This window comes from Actinomyces oris (assembly GCF_001553935.1).
Lineage (GTDB): Bacteria > Actinomycetota > Actinomycetes > Actinomycetales > Actinomycetaceae > Actinomyces > Actinomyces oris_A.
On sequence record NZ_CP014232.1, the window covers coordinates 767,675 to 781,515 of the forward strand.

A 13,841-nucleotide genomic window follows, 5' to 3' on the forward strand; every position below is an offset into this window, starting at 1 on the left:
GTGTCCTGGGTCTCAGGTTGGGATCCTTTGCGTGGCACCCGGTTTTCCTTGGCAGACCACACATTTCACCCCTCACTGCGATAGGCGCTTCCTTCACCGACACCCTCTGCAACTATGCAACGATCGGTCAGTTCGTCGTCGAGAATCTTCCCACCACCCCCTGCGCGAGCACGACGTGGCCCCGGCACCACAGGGGTGCCGGGGCCACGCGCAGCGATCAGTCGCCACTCACCCCCGTACGGGGTGCGGACTCACTTGCGGGCGGAGCCGACGGAGCCGAGACGCTCGCAGGCCTCGACGACGCGAGCGGCCATGCCCTCCTCAGCGGCCTTGCCCCAGGCGCGCGGGTCGTACTGCTTCTTGTTGCCGACCTCGCCGTCGATCTTGAGGACACCCTCGTAGTTGGTGTACATCCAGCCGGCGACCGGACGGGTGTAGGCGTACTGGGTGTCGGTGTCGACGTTCATCTTGATGACGCCGTTGCGCACCGCGGTGGCGATCTCCTCGTCGGTGGAGCCGGAGCCGCCGTGCATGACCAGGTCGAAGGGCGAGCTCTTGTCGCCGACCTTGGAGGACAGGCGGTCGCCGAGGCGCTTGGCCACGTCCTCCTGGATCTCGCCGAGGATCTCCGGGCGGAGCTTGACGTGGCCGGGCTTGTAGGAGCCGTGCACGTTGCCGAAGGTCAGAGCGGTGATGTAGCGGCCGTTCTCACCCAGGCCGAGGGCCTCGATGGCCTTCCAGGCGTCGTCGGCGGTGGTGTAGAGGTTGGCGTTCTCCTCACCCTTGATGCCGTCTTCCTCGCCACCCACGGCACCGATCTCGATCTCGAGGACGACGTTAGCGGCCTTGGCGCGTTTGAGCATGTCGACGGCGATCTCGATGTTGTCGTCGAGGGCCTCGGCGGAGCCGTCCCACATGTGGGAGTTGAACATCGGCAGCTCACCGTTCTTGACCTGCTCGGCCTCGATCTCCATGAGCGGGTGGATCCAGTCGGCCAGGAGCTTCTTGGGGCAGTGGTCGGTGTGCAGACCAATGGTGACGGGGTAGAGGTCACCCACGGCGCGGGCGTAGGCGGTGAAGGCGATCGAGCCCTTGACGCGGTCGAGGCGCGAGGAACCGGACCAGTAGGCGGCACCACCGTTGGAGATCTGGACGATGCCGTCGGACTCGGCGTCGGCGAAGCCCTTGAGGGCGGCGGACAGAGTCTGGGACGAGGTGACGTTGATCGCGGGGATGGCGTACTTGCCGGCCTTCGCGCGGTCAAGCATGTCGGCGTAGGACTCCGGGGTTGCAATGGCCACTGGGTGCCTCCTGATGTCTGTATGAGTCAGTGGTGCGGGGCCGATTGTTCCACGAATTCGAGGCCAGGTGAACCGGATCATGGTCCCAGGTCAGGCGCCGGTCAGGCAGCAGTCCGGCAGCAGTCCGACAGCATGACCTCTGTTCAGGGCCGGTTTGGCGCCGCCTCCCCGCCGCCCACGGGGCGGGCCGACGCAGCGGACCGCGACGGCCCCGGGTCAGTCGGGCGCCGGCCCCGCGTGCTGGAGGATCCAGGAGTGCATCGCCACGGCCGCAGCGGCCGCCACGTTGATGGAGCGGGTGGAGCCGTACTGACCGATGCGCAGCAGCCGGGAGCAGCCGGCGCTCAGCTCGGGGCTGATGCCCTCCCCCTCGGAGCCGAAGACCATGAGGCAGCGCTCGGGCAGGTCGGCGGCCTCCAGGGGCTGGGCCCCGGGGCCGTTGTCGATGCCGATGACCTCGTAGCCCTCGGCCCGCGCCCAGGCGAGCAGCTCGCCGGGCTCGGGGTGGTGGCGCACGTCCAGATAGCGGTTGGTGACCATGGCGCCGCGCTTGTTCCAGCGGCGTCGGCCGATGATGTGGACGCCGGCCACGTTGAAGGCGTTGGCACTGCGCACGATGGAGCCGATGTTGAGGTCCTGGCTGACATTCTCGATGGCGATGTGCAGCCGGTGGGCCCGGGCGGCCAGGTCGGCACGGATGGCCGCGACGGTCCAGTAGCGGTAGCGGTCGACGACATTGCGCCGGTCGCCTGTGGCGAGCAGCTCGCGGTCGTAGCAGGGGTCGGTGGGCCACGCCTCGGGGCCGCCGGGCCAGGGGCCGACGCCCACCTGACGGACATCGGCCGGCCGGTCCTCCTCCGGGCCCGCCACAGAATCTGCTGAGGGCGCCGCGGGCAGGTGCTCCCCCTCAGGCAGATCGGCGGGAGCCTCGGGGGCCGCCCCAACCGTCTGCGGGCGTCGTCGGGTGCTCACTCCAGGCCGAGGTCGGCCAGACCGAGCGCTGCGTAGTAGGGCAGGCCGGCGGCCTCGATACGCTCGCGCGCGCCGGTGGCCCGGTCGACGATGACGGCCACGGCCCGCACGTCAGCACCCGCCTCGCGCAGGGCCTCGACGGCCTCCAGGGGTGAGCCGCCGGTGGTGGAGGTGTCCTCCAGGACCACCACGGAGCGCCCGACGACGTCGGGTCCCTCGATGCGCCGGCGCATGCCGTGGTCCTTGGCGGCCTTGCGCACGACGAAGGCGTCCAGGTCCAGGCCACGCGAGGCCGCGGCGTGCAGCATGGCGGCGGCCACGGGGTCGGCCCCCATGGTCAGGCCGCCGACGGCGTCGATCTCGTCGGTGCCCAGGCCCACCTCCTCGAGCATGTCGAGCATGACGTGGCCGATGAGGGGGGCGGCCTCGTGGTGGAGGGTGGCGCGGCGCATGTCCACGTAGAAGTCGGACTCGAGGCCGGAGGCGAGGGTGACCTTGCCACGGACGACGGACAGCTCGTTGACGAGCTCGGCCAGGCGGGTGATGTGGGAGTCGTTGGTGCTCACGGCTCCGATGGTAGTGGGACTCGGGGGCTGCGCGCCGGGTAGACACCCACTGCGGACAGGAGCCCGCCCTCGTCCGCGCGGTGCGGACGGGGCGGGCTCCTGGCGGCTCAGCGGAAGGAGGAGTCAGGACAGGGCGGCCACGGCGGCGTCGTAGTCGGGCTCCTGGCCGACTTCGGGGACCTGCTCGGTGTAGATGACCTTGCCGGACTCGTCGAGGACCACGACAGCGCGCGACAGCAGGCCGGCCAGCGGGCCGTCGGCCAGGGTCACGCCGTAGTCGGCGCCGAAGGTGGAGCGGAAGGTCGAGCCGGTGACCACGTTGGTGAGGCCCTCGGCGCCGCAGAAGCGGGCGCCGGCGAAGGGCAGGTCGGCGGAGACGCAGACCACGGTCGTGTTGTCCAGCTCGGAGGCCAGCTTGTTGAACTGGCGCACGGAGGCGGCGCACACCCCGGTGTCCACCGAGGGGAAGATGTTGAGGACCACGCGGCGGCCGGCCAGGGACTGGCTGGTGACCGGGGCGAGGTCGGCGCCCACGAGGTCGAAGGCGGGCGCGGCCGAGCCCACAGCGGGCAGCTCGCCGACGGTGCTGACGGGGTCTCCGTGGAAGGTAATGGAAGCCATGGTGTGATCGTTGCAGGTCACGGCGCCCCTGGCCAGCGGGAGCGCTCAGCCCTGGGCGATTCCGCGACGGGATCGGACCGCGAGCTGGCGCACGCGCCCGGATCTGTCACGATTGGCGACTTTTAGGGAGCAGTATCGGCCAATATCAGCCAGCATCCTCCAACCTCGCCGCATCTGCGCTGGTCAGCGCCTTGGGAAGGTCGGCAGCAACGGCGATCGCTCCCGAATAGTCGCCATCTGTGACACTTTGCGCCGCCAGCGAGCCCCGACGGCCTCAGTCGCGCCCCTGGCCGGAGCGTTCCGGCCCGACCGCCCGGCGCACGAACCAGCGGGGCGCCAGCCGCAGCACGGCATTGGCACTGCGGTAGCGCAGGCTCGGGGTGCAGATGACCTGGCCGCGCCGCACCGCCGCCAGGCCGTCAAGGGCCACTCGCTCGGCGTCCAGCCACAGCGGCGCCTTCCACTGGGTCTCGTCGATGCCGGCCGCGGCGTGGAAGCCGGTGTGCACCAGCCCCGGGCACAGCGCCGTGGCGGTCACCCCGGTGCCGGCGAGCTCGCTGGCCAGCCCCTCGGTGAAGCGCAGCACCCAGGCCTTGTGGGCGGCGTAGGTACCCATGGCGGTGTGCGCGGTCATGGAGGAGACGTTGAGAATGGCGCCGCGGCCGCGCTCCACCATGGCGCCGGCCGCCGCGTGGGAGGCCACCATGACGGCACGGACCATGACGTTGAGGGCATCCTCCTCACGGGCCAGGTCTCCCCCGACGAAGCGCTGCCCCAGCCCGAAGCCGGCGTTGTTAACCAGGAGCCCGACAGGCTTGCTCTTCTCCCGCAGGCGCTCGGCAACGCGCTCGAGCTCATCACGCTTGGATAGGTCGGCCTGCAGAGTCTCCACCTGGATGCCTGCGAACTGGCGCATCTCCTCGGCCACCTGCCGCAGCCGCTCGGGGGTGCGCGCCACGAGGACGAGGTCATGACGGGCCTGGGCGAGCTGCCAGGCGATCTCCAGGCCGAGGCCGCTTGTGGCCCCGGTGACAAGTGCTGTTCCCATGGCGGCAGACTAGGAGCGATTGGTGAGTGCTTGATGGGAATCGGGCACCGGCTAGTCTGCTGCCATGCGCCTGGCCACCTGGAACGTCAACTCCATCCGTACCCGCGTCGACCGCGTCCTGGCCTTCCTGGAGCGTGAGGACATCGACGCCCTGGCGATGCAGGAGATCAAGTGCCGCCCCGACCAGTTCCCGGTCGAGCCCTTCGAGGCCGCCGGCTACGAGCTGGCCATCCACGGCCTCAACCAGTGGAACGGGGTGGCGATCGCCTCACGCGTGGGCCTCGACGACGTCGCCACCTCCTTCCCGGGTCAGCCCGCCTGGGCGGCCAAGCCCGAGGCCGAGCCGGTCGTGGAGGCCCGGGCGCTCGGGGCGACGGTGGGTGCGGCCTCGGATGCGACGCCGGTGCGCCTGTGGAGCCTGTACGTGCCCAATGGCCGCGAGCTCACCCACCCGCACTACACGTACAAGCTCAACTGGCTGCGGGTGCTGCGCGACGACGTCGCCGCCTGGCTCGAGGCCGAGCCCGACCTGCCGCTGGCGCTGGTGGGCGACTGGAACGTGGCGCCCCGGGATGAGGACGTGTGGGACATGAGCGTCTTCGAGGGCGCCACCCACGTCTCCGCACCGGAGCGGGAGGCCTTCGCCGCCTTCGCCGAGGCGGGCATGCGTGAGGTCACGCGCGAGCGGGTCACCAACTACACGTACTGGGACTATCAGAAGCTGCGCTTCCCGAGGAACGAGGGTATGCGCATTGACTTCGTCTACGCCTCACCGGCCCTGGCGGGCCGCGTCACTGGCGCCGCCATCGACCGCGACGAGCGCAAGGGCAAGGGCGCCTCCGACCACGTCCCCGTCATCGTCGAGCTCGACTGAGGCAGGGGGCCACGACTGGAACTCCGGCCGGGAGGCGGGCACTGGGCGTCCGCCCCCGGCGCGCCCGCCGGCAAGGGAAAGAGGCCTACAAGGCCAGGATCTGGTCGCCGAGCTCGGACCAGTTCCGCCGGTGAACCGTCCCGAAGGGCTTGGCCCCCAGGAAGACGGCCTGACGCTCGGCGACCGGATCCACCCAGATGAAGGAGCCCGACTGACCGAAGTGTCCGAAGGTCTGCTCGCTGTTGCCGGCCCCGGTCCAGTGCGGGGACTTGGCGCCGCGCACCTCGACCCCCAGCCCGAAGGGGTTGGGGGTCTGTCGCCCGTAGCCGGGCAGGACGCCATCGAGGCCGGGCAGGACCGGCGTGCGGGCGCGCTGCGCGAGCGCGGGCGAGACGAGCCTGGGTGCGGCCAGCTCGCGGGCGAACAGTGACAGGTCGCGGGCGCTGCCCTCCCCGGAGTGGGCGGGCGAGCCCGGGATGAGGACACTGGCCATCCCCAGGGGCTCGAGCACGGTGGTCTCCACCCAGGTCTCCAGGGGTGTGCCGGTGGCCGCCTCGAGGCGCTCCCCCAGGATCTCGATGCCGCGGTTGGAGTAGATGCGGCGCGTGCCCGGGGCCGCCAGGCGCTCGTCGGAGTCGATCGCGATCCCTGAGGAGTGGGACAGCAGGTTCTCGATGGTCGCGCCGTCGGGGGCAGGCGCACCGGCGGGGGCCTCCAGGTCCAGCAGTCCCCGGTCGACGGCGACCAGGGCCGCCCAGGCGACGATCGGCTTGGTCACCGAGGCGAAGGGGAAGATCTCATCGACCTCCCCGGCCTCGAGGAGCACGCCCTCACCGGCGGCGGACCTGCCGGTCACGACAAGGGCAGTCGGGAAGGGGAAGGCGGCCAGCGCCGGCAGGGCCGGGGCCGGCACCTGAGGGGTGTCCGGGGTGGTCATCGCTCCTCCTCACCTGGATCGGCGCTCGACGCGGCCGGCCGAGAGCCCTCGCGACCGTACCTTACGCCTCACGCACCCGGCCCCCACTACCGGCCGGGAGCCGCCCGGCACACCCGCGAGCGCCGGCCACCCGGAGCCGGCCCACAGCCGGCCCGGACCACCCCGGCCGGCGACCCGGCGCGCCGTGAGTCAGCGAAACCTGCCGGCTCGAGAGAGGATCGGGGCGATGCCCTTCTACCACCGCCCGCCCACCGACCGCGGCCCGCTGCGCCCCCGCTCCCCCATGGCTGCTGGCCAGGCGGCCCCCGTCCCCACGGCCGCTGAGCTGACCGAGGCCGCCGGGGTCGGCTACGCCGTCGTCGACCTGGAGACCACCGGCCTGTCCCCCACGACGGACTCGATCCTGGAGGTCGCGCTCGTGCTCACCGACGCCGTCGGGCGCGTCGAGCGCAGCTGGTCCACGCTCATCGACCCCGGCGTGGGCGTGGACGTGGGCCCCACCCATATCCACGGTCTTGTCGCCGAGGAGCTCATCGGGGCGCCCGGCTTCGATGAGGTCGCCGACCTTCTGGTGGCCGACCTGGCCGAGCGGGCGGTGGTGGCCCACAATGCCCGCTTCGACGTCGGCTTCCTCACCCAGGCGCTGGGGATGCGGGGGCTGCTCGACCGGGGCGCGCGGGTGCCGCGGGTGTGCACGATGGAGTGGGCGCGCCATTTCATGACGACGCCGTCGCGCCGGCTGACCACCTGCTGCGAGGTGGCCGGGGTGGAGATCGGCCACCACCACAACGCGCTCGACGACGCCCTGGCCACTGCCGGACTGCTGCGCCACTACCTGGCGGTGGGGGCTCAGCGGGGCGAGGAGCCGGTGGCCTGGGTCCGCTCGCTCGTTGAGGTTCGCCGGTTCACCGGCTGGCACTGGGACGCGGCAAGGGCTCAGGCCGGCGTCGAGCGTCTCACGGAGCGCACCACGCCCGGCGCCGAGCGAGCCCGGCCTGGGACTTAGGCCTCCTCGGCGTCCTCACCCAGGGAGACGAGGAACCCGTCGTCGTCCACGGCCACCCCGGAGACGGCGGCCACCAGGACGGTGGCGAGCTCCTCGACCAGGTCTCGGGCGGTCTGCCGCTCGCGGCGCCGGGAGCGGGAGACCACTTCGGCGTAGGCGTCGGCCTGGTCCAGGGGGATCCAACGCAGGTCGTAGGACAGGACCGCCCCGCGCGCCCACGGCTCGCCGCGCACGGCCAGGGGCAGCCCGTCGGTGGCGCCGGCCCGTACCTCGATGCGCCCCCAGCCCTCGTGCTCGGGGTCGACCGGGGTGACGACCGCGTAGCCGTCACGCACCTCCTCAATAACGTTGCCGGTGGCGGCGGCAACGATCTCCTGACGCATCGTGTCCTGGCGGACCTTCTCCGAGCCGCGCCAGGCCTTCTCGAAGACGTCCGGGCCGATGCGCTCGACGAGGCTCTCCAGTTGCTCGGGGTCGATGGCGTCCAGCCCGACGGCGCCGCGGGGTTGAACGGCCTCCAGCGCGGCGCTCACCTCGGGGGCCACGGGCTGCAGGACGGCCACCAGGTCCTCCGGGCCGAGCCACACCGGGGCGTAGATGGTCAGAGAGGCCGAGACCTCCGGGCTGGGCTCGACCAGCACCGGCTCCTCGGTGTCCCCTCCGGGAATGAGCCGCAGGGCCCCGGCCAGGCGTCGGGCGATGGCGCGCAGGCGGGTGAGGGCCACCAGCTCGGCCCCCGTGGGCTGGGCATTGGGGAAGGCGTCGGAGAGCGGGTCCAGGCCGGCGAGCTCGGCCGGCAGGGCGCCGGCACGGATGCGGGGGCAGTCCAGAATCATCAGCTGGGTGGTCCACTCCGGCGCACCCAGGAGGCTGCGCATCTCGGCGTCGACCTTCCATGGCCCCAGCAGGGAGACCCCGGGGAAGAGCTGGAGGCTGGAGACCCCCACCCAGCCGGACTGGATGTCCTGGGACAGGGCCAGGGCCTCCACCTCGTCGGGGGCGACGTCGTCGGCCAGGAGCAGGACGTGGTTGGTGTCCAGCAGCCCGACCGGCAGCATGGAGGCGGCGGTGAAGGTGCCGGTGTCGGTGGGCAGGGAGACGGCGAAGTCGGTCGAGTCGCTCATAAGTGCTTCTCCTGGGAGATGGGAGCGGCGCCGTCGGCGGGGACCGCCGGGGTGTCGGGGATGCGGGTGCGGTGGAAGGACTGGTGGGAGCGCGATGCCGTCGGTCCGCGCTGGCCCTGGTAGCGCGAGCCGGTGGCGCCCGAGCCGTAGGGGGCCTCGGCGGGACTGGACAGGCGGAAGAAGCACAGCTGCCCCACCTTCATCCCCGGCCAGAGCTTGATGGGCATGGTGGCCGTGTTCGACAGCTCCAGGGTGACGTGCCCGGTGAAGCCCGGGTCGATGAATCCGGCAGTGGAGTGGGTCAGCAGCCCCAGGCGCCCCAGGCTCGACTTGCCCTCCAGGCGGGCGGCGACGTCGTCGGGCAGGGTGATGCGCTCGTAGGTGGCCCCCAGGACGAACTCCCCGGGGTGCAGAACGAAGGGCTCGTCGGCCCCGACGTCGACGAGGTGGGTCAGCCCCTCCTGGTCGGCGGCCGGGTCGATCACCGGGTAGCGGTGGTTGTCGAAGAGACGGAACCAGCGGTCCAGGCGTACATCAATGGAGGCCGGCTGAATCATCTCGGGGTCGTAGGGGTCGAGGACGACCCGTCCGGCGTCGAGCTCGGTGCGGATATCGCGGTCTGAGAGCAGCACGGGCCCGATTGTGCCAGGTCCTCCCGGAGGCGTCACACGGATTCCGGCCCTGGGGAATCCGGGAGGCCCGGACTGCCCTGCCCCTCAGCCGCTCAGCGGCATACCGGAGGCGTCAACGCCCCACGGCGCCTCGCCGGGGCGGGCCACCAGGATGAGGATGCCCTCGACGAAGGCCCAGATGGCGATCGGAAGGGCCAGCATCCCGCAACTCAAGAACGTGCCCAGGAGCTGGAAGAGCGCCTTGCCCGTGTAGCCCAGGTAGAAGTTGTGGATCCCGAAGGTTCCCAGGAGCAGGGCCAGGACGCCGGCAGCCACCCTGGACTTGCCCCCGTAGCCGGGAGGCACACCGTATCCAGGAGGCATGCCATAACCGGGCGGGGGCGCGTAGGCCCACTGCGGGTCATACCCCGGCTGAGCACCGGAAGCGTAGGGACCGCTGTAGGGCGGGTACCCGCCTGACGGGTAGTCCGTGGGGGCGGGCCCCGCGGGCAGTGCCGGCGCGTCCATACCAGGACTCGCAGCGGGATCAGTCGGCTCGTGAGAGTTGAAGGGATCAGTCATGCGCTCATCACACCTATGAAGACGTCGGGGAATCCGTTGGCGAGTGTAGTGGGCGAAGACGTTACCGACGCGGTCCATGAGTCCCCTCCGCAGGCCGATTTGCGTAGACGGCCGGAGTCTGGGTTAGACTTCCGCACGCACCTGGGACGCACGTCCACTGGTGCCACGCGGGTGTAGTTCAATGGTAGAACTTCAGCTTCCCAAGCTGACAGCGCGGGTTCGATTCCCGTCACCCGCTCCAGCCCGAGGGCCCGGACCATCACGGTTCGGGCCCTCGTTGTTGCGCGGTTTAACCAGGCGTTGTCCGGGGTGGCCGTCTGTGAAGCCCGGGGCATTCGACGCCGTCGGGGGGACAGGGCCGCACGTTCCAGGGCCGCACGTTCGGGGACATTTCTGTGCGGTCGGGTGCGTGCCCTTCCGAACGGGGACAGTCGACGCCGTCGGGGACAGGATTCCCGTCCCCGCACGCGCAACTTGTCCCCGTGGGCAGGAAAGTGTCCCCGGCCGCGCGAAACGATCCCACCGGAGGACACCACCCCTTGACACCGTCCTCCCCCACCGAGCTCGCCACTCCGTAGACGTCAAACCGGCTCATCCTTAGAATTTCTGCATGCCAGATCATGAGTATTCGGTGCGCGTGGAGTGGACGGGCAACCTGGGTACGGGCACATCCGGATACCGCGACTACTCGCGCGATCACGATGTCCGGGGAACCACCGCCGACCTGCCGGTGATCCGTGGATCGGCGGATCCAGCATTCCGAGGGGACGCTCGCAAGTGGAACCCGGAACAGCTCCTGCTCGCCTCGCTCTCACAGTGCCACATGCTGTGGTACCTCCACTTCGCGGCAGACGCGGGCGTCACCGTCACCGGCTACTCGGATACCCCTACCGGCATCATGGCCGAGCACCCGGGCGGTACCGGGGAGTTCACGTCAGTCACCCTTCGCCCCGCAGTGACCATCGCTCCCGGCAACGATCCTGAGAGCGCAGCCACGCTCCACGACCGCGCCGCCGAGTACTGCTTCATTGCTCGATCGGTGAGCTTCCCGGTTCACCACGAAGTCATCATCACGACCGAGCACTAGGAGACGAGGCCTTTCGCCTCCCTGTTCTTCACCTGCGCCTTTCGGGGCAGCGCCGTCGGGAACTGGGCTGCACGGCCGGGGACATTTCTGTGCGGCCGGGGACAGTCGACGCCGTCGGGGACAGGATTCCTGTCCCCGCACGCGTGGAACGTCCCCGCCCGGAAGAGAAAGTCCCCGGCCGCGCGGAGTGGCCCCGCCAGGGGTCAGGACAGGATGGCCTGCAGGTTCACCTGGGCGCTGCCCAGGATGCCGGCCGGGTCGCCCCCGGCCAGCCCGGGCAGCTCGTTGTCGAAGTTGGCGATGATGTCCGAGGTGCCGGAGGCGGAGGGCACGGGCTGGGAGTACTCGACGCCGGCCAGGAAGGCCACCTGGTCGGCATGCTTGCCCTTCCAGGTCTCGCCTGCGGCCTTGCCCGCGGGCACGGTCCCCGCCGCACCGGCCAGGGCCACCTGCCGCTCGGCAGCGGTGAGGTACTCCACGAGCTTGATGGCGTCGGCCTTGTGCTTGGAGGCCTCCACGACTCCGTAGAAGGTGGGGAACTGCAGGGTCCCCTTGCCGCCGCTGCCGGCCGGCAGCTCGACCACCTTGTAGGAGATGCCCGAGTAGGCGTCCGCCAGGGTCTTGGTCAGGGCCTCGGTCTCGATCACCATGGCGGCCTGCCCCTGACCGAAGGCGTCGGCGGCGGACCCCGCGGGCAGGTCGGCACCCCAGCCGGCCGAGCCGGAGGACAGGAGCGTCTTGACCTGGGTCAGGCCCGCCACCGAGCCCTCGGAGGAGGCCGTGGCCTTCGTGCCGTCCGCGCTGGTCAGCCCCCCACCGCCCTGGACGAGGAAAGCACCCACGCGCGCGTAGGAGGCATCGAGGGTCAGGCCGACGACCCCGCCGGAGGTGAGCTTGGCGGCCACCTGGTCGAGCTGCTCCCAGGTGGTCGGGTAGTCCGAGTCGCTCAGGCCCGCGGCCGACCACAGTGAGGCGTTGACGTACAGGGCGAGGGTGGAGACGTCCCGGGGCGCCGCGGCGATCTTCCCCTGCCGGGTGGCGCTGGTCAGCAGCGCGGGGTGCGCGTCCTTGACGGCGGCCGCCCCCTTGTCCCAGGAGTGCAGGGAGCCGGCGTAGCTGGACAGCTGGGCCGGGTTGAGGACGACGACGTCGATACTCGGCTCGCCCGTGATCCCGCGGGCCAGCTCCTGGGAGACGTCGGAGACGGGCTTGACGTCCACCTCCACCTTGGTCTCCTTGGTGAATGCCTCCACCGCCTTGGACAGCGCCTCCGCGGCGGCGTCGCCCGCATCGGAGACGATGAGCGCCATCTTGCCCTCCTCGGTGGCCTCGTCCTTCGACTTCGACGAGCAGGCGGCGAGGGTGGCCGCGGCGGCCAGCCCCAGAGAGGTCAGGGCGAACGTCCTGCGGGACAGCATCATGTGTTCTCCTTGAGGGAATCCCGGAGTGCCCGGGAGCGGGGTGAGCCCGGGGCCGCAGCGGCGCCTGTGGGCTCGCGGTGAGCGACGTCGGGCGGGGACGGCGGCAGGGCACTGCGGGCCCCGCGTCGCCAGGAGGAAGCGTAGGCCATGCCGGCCGCGGACTCGGACGCGAGCCCCCTCCCTCACCTCATAGGAGATCGCGCAGGGCCAGCACGACCACGCCGGTGGCCAGAACGTCCACGAGGAACCAGGTGGCCAGCCACACGCCGGCGGGTACCCGGGTCAGGTGGGCCAAGGTGCGATGGTCCTGGCGCGGGTCGCGTGAGACGGCGACGTCGCGCAGGGAGTCCCAGGCCCCCACCAGCAGGGCCAGGCCGATCCCGGCGACGACGCCGTCGCGCCACTGTCCGCCCCACCACCACAGGGCCCCGGTCAGGAGGGCCACGAGCAGGACCACCAGGACCGTGCGCAGGGAACGGGACATGACCAGCAGAACCGCCAGGAGGACCAGTCCGAGCAGGAGGACCGCGCTCGCCCAGCCCTTGAGGGCCAGGAGCACGACGACGGCGCCCAGGACGGCCGGGGCGGGGTAGCCGGCCCAGGAGGTGGCCACGCGGCCGGGGCCGGTGGGCTTGCCGGCGGTGACGGCATGCCCGGACAGGTCCCGGCTCACCACGAATCCGCGGAAGCTCCGCCCCACCATGATGCCGACGGCGGCGTGCCCGGCCTCGTGGACGATCGTCACCAGGGTGCGTCCCCAGCGACGGGCCGGGGCCCAGGCCAGGACGATGAGGAGGATCGCCAGCGCCGGCCACAGCACGCCGGGGTCCAGGCCGACGACGCTCGAGGCGCGGGCCAGCAGGTCGTTCCAGGTGTCAGTCCAGCTCAGGTTCACGAGCGGAAGTCTGCCAGGCCCGCCCGCGTGCACGGCAGGCCGTGGCTCACACTGTCAGCCGACCGCGCTGTGACGAAGCGAACCGGGGGCCTGGGCACCCTCCAGCGGCTCGGTGGCGCGGGGCTGGGCAATGGTCGGAACCGCGTGTGCGGGCTGACGGGCCCCCACCGCCCGCAGCACGAAGGCGTCCAGGCTCTCCAGGTAGGCCCGGCGCTGCTCCGGATCCGTGGGGGTCGGGCGCCCGCCCATGACGGTGGCGTGGATGAGGGGGATGACCTGCTCGGGCTCCTGGGCGGGGATGAGCCCCTGGTCCATGGCGTCGGTGAGGATTGAGGCGAGCATCTGGGCCACGAGCGCCCCGTGGGCCTTGAGACGACCGGCGGTCCCGCGCGAGACCACCTCGGACAGCGGCCCCGAGGCGGGGAAGTGGAAGTGCCGGGCGATGAGGGCCTGCTGGCGCACGTAGATGCGCAGGCGGTCGATCGGGTCCTGAGTGCCGGCCAGCGCCCGGGAGAGCTCCTCGGCGTAGCGGCCGGCCTCATGCTCCATGAAGGCCAGGAGGAGGTCCTCCTTGTCCGCGAAGTGGTTGTAGACGGCCGTGCGCCCCACACCCGCATGATTGGCCACGTCGGACAGGGTGATCTTGTCGAAGCTGCGCTGGCTCATGAGCTCGGACAGTGCCCCGAACAGGGCGGTGCGCGTGCGCTCCCGATGCTCGGCCAGCGAGGAACCCAGAATCTTCGGCATGAGGTAACCCTAACTTATGAGATGACGCGAGTGATAGAAGTGTCAGGAA

General features: G+C 71.1%; 15 protein-coding genes and 1 tRNA gene. 4 read left to right on the forward strand and 12 right to left on the reverse strand.

Going from position 1 to position 13,841, the window contains the following annotated elements:
• Positions 1-251: 251 nt before the first annotated feature.
• The 5 genes from fbaA to AXE84_RS03300 form a co-directional block, all read right to left on the reverse strand.
• Positions 252-1,301 carry a class II fructose-bisphosphate aldolase gene (gene fbaA / locus AXE84_RS03280; RefSeq protein ID WP_060956829.1) on the reverse strand — a complete coding sequence of 350 codons (1,050 nt, stop codon included), beginning with the start codon at positions 1,299-1,301 and terminating at the stop codon, positions 252-254.
• A 216-nt stretch (positions 1,302-1,517) separates the two neighbouring features.
• Positions 1,518-2,273 (reverse strand): TrmH family RNA methyltransferase, encoded by a 756-nt coding sequence (locus tag AXE84_RS03285; RefSeq protein WP_060956830.1) that lies wholly within the window; start codon positions 2,271-2,273, stop codon positions 1,518-1,520.
• Positions 2,270-2,839 (reverse strand): orotate phosphoribosyltransferase, encoded by a 570-nt coding sequence (gene pyrE, locus AXE84_RS03290; protein WP_060956831.1) that lies wholly within the window; start codon positions 2,837-2,839, stop codon positions 2,270-2,272. Before pyrE ends, AXE84_RS03285 begins: the two co-directional genes overlap by 4 nt.
• A 123-nt stretch (positions 2,840-2,962) precedes the next feature.
• Entirely contained in the window at positions 2,963-3,460 is a 498-nt protein-coding gene (gene tpx, locus AXE84_RS03295) for a thiol peroxidase (protein ID WP_009396757.1), read from the reverse strand.
• A 274-nt stretch (positions 3,461-3,734) separates the two neighbouring features.
• The gene (locus AXE84_RS03300; protein ID WP_060956832.1) at positions 3,735-4,508 is read right to left on the reverse strand and encodes an SDR family NAD(P)-dependent oxidoreductase; all 774 of its coding nucleotides are present in this window, start codon (positions 4,506-4,508) and stop codon (positions 3,735-3,737) included.
• A 64-nt stretch (positions 4,509-4,572) separates the two neighbouring features.
• Here AXE84_RS03300 and AXE84_RS03305 point away from each other — a divergent pair, with 64 nt between their 5' ends.
• Positions 4,573-5,382 carry an exodeoxyribonuclease III gene (locus AXE84_RS03305; protein ID WP_060956833.1) on the forward strand — a complete coding sequence of 270 codons (810 nt, stop codon included), beginning with the start codon at positions 4,573-4,575 and terminating at the stop codon, positions 5,380-5,382.
• Positions 5,383-5,467: 85 nt separating this feature from the next.
• On the opposite strand, the gene AXE84_RS03310 is transcribed toward AXE84_RS03305, so the two are convergent.
• Positions 5,468-6,319, reverse strand: a complete 852-nt coding sequence (locus tag AXE84_RS03310; RefSeq protein ID WP_060956834.1) for a serine hydrolase domain-containing protein — start codon at positions 6,317-6,319, stop codon at positions 5,468-5,470.
• A 226-nt stretch (positions 6,320-6,545) separates the two neighbouring features.
• On the opposite strand from AXE84_RS03310, the gene AXE84_RS03315 reads away from it, so the two are divergent.
• Positions 6,546-7,325 (forward strand): 3'-5' exonuclease, encoded by a 780-nt coding sequence (locus tag AXE84_RS03315; RefSeq protein WP_060956835.1) that lies wholly within the window; start codon positions 6,546-6,548, stop codon positions 7,323-7,325.
• On the opposite strand, the gene AXE84_RS03320 is transcribed toward AXE84_RS03315, so the two are convergent.
• The 3 genes from AXE84_RS03320 to AXE84_RS13190 form a co-directional block, all read right to left on the reverse strand.
• Positions 7,322-8,449, reverse strand: coding sequence for a hypothetical protein (locus AXE84_RS03320; protein ID WP_060956836.1), 1,128 nt, complete (start codon positions 8,447-8,449; stop codon positions 7,322-7,324). The two genes, AXE84_RS03315 and AXE84_RS03320, sit on opposite strands and share 4 nt — an antisense overlap.
• Complete coding sequence (dcd, locus tag AXE84_RS03325; protein ID WP_060956837.1) at positions 8,446-9,081, reverse strand: dCTP deaminase; 636 nt, start codon at positions 9,079-9,081, stop codon at positions 8,446-8,448. Before dcd ends, AXE84_RS03320 begins: the two co-directional genes overlap by 4 nt.
• 84 nt (positions 9,082-9,165) lie before the next feature.
• Entirely contained in the window at positions 9,166-9,642 is a 477-nt protein-coding gene (locus tag AXE84_RS13190) for a TM2 domain-containing protein (RefSeq protein ID WP_236750120.1), read from the reverse strand.
• 167 nt (positions 9,643-9,809) lie between these two features.
• On the opposite strand from AXE84_RS13190, the gene AXE84_RS03335 reads away from it, so the two are divergent.
• Together AXE84_RS03335 and AXE84_RS03340 are read left to right on the forward strand one after the other, a co-directional pair.
• Positions 9,810-9,883, forward strand: a tRNA-Gly gene (locus AXE84_RS03335).
• A gap of 369 nt (positions 9,884-10,252) precedes the next feature.
• Complete coding sequence (locus AXE84_RS03340; protein WP_060956838.1) at positions 10,253-10,729, forward strand: OsmC family protein; 477 nt, start codon at positions 10,253-10,255, stop codon at positions 10,727-10,729.
• A 203-nt stretch (positions 10,730-10,932) separates the two neighbouring features.
• On the opposite strand, the gene AXE84_RS03345 is transcribed toward AXE84_RS03340, so the two are convergent.
• From AXE84_RS03345 to AXE84_RS03355, 3 genes are all read right to left on the reverse strand, one after another.
• Positions 10,933-12,150 carry a sugar ABC transporter substrate-binding protein gene (locus tag AXE84_RS03345; protein WP_060956839.1) on the reverse strand — a complete coding sequence of 406 codons (1,218 nt, stop codon included), beginning with the start codon at positions 12,148-12,150 and terminating at the stop codon, positions 10,933-10,935.
• A gap of 187 nt (positions 12,151-12,337) precedes the next feature.
• Positions 12,338-13,045 (reverse strand): M50 family metallopeptidase, encoded by a 708-nt coding sequence (locus AXE84_RS03350; RefSeq protein ID WP_060956840.1) that lies wholly within the window; start codon positions 13,043-13,045, stop codon positions 12,338-12,340.
• 54 nt (positions 13,046-13,099) lie between these two features.
• Positions 13,100-13,792: a TetR/AcrR family transcriptional regulator gene (locus AXE84_RS03355; protein ID WP_060956841.1), complete on the reverse strand. Its 693-nt coding sequence runs from the start codon at positions 13,790-13,792 to the stop codon at positions 13,100-13,102.
• Between the last annotated feature and the right edge of the window lie 49 nt (positions 13,793-13,841).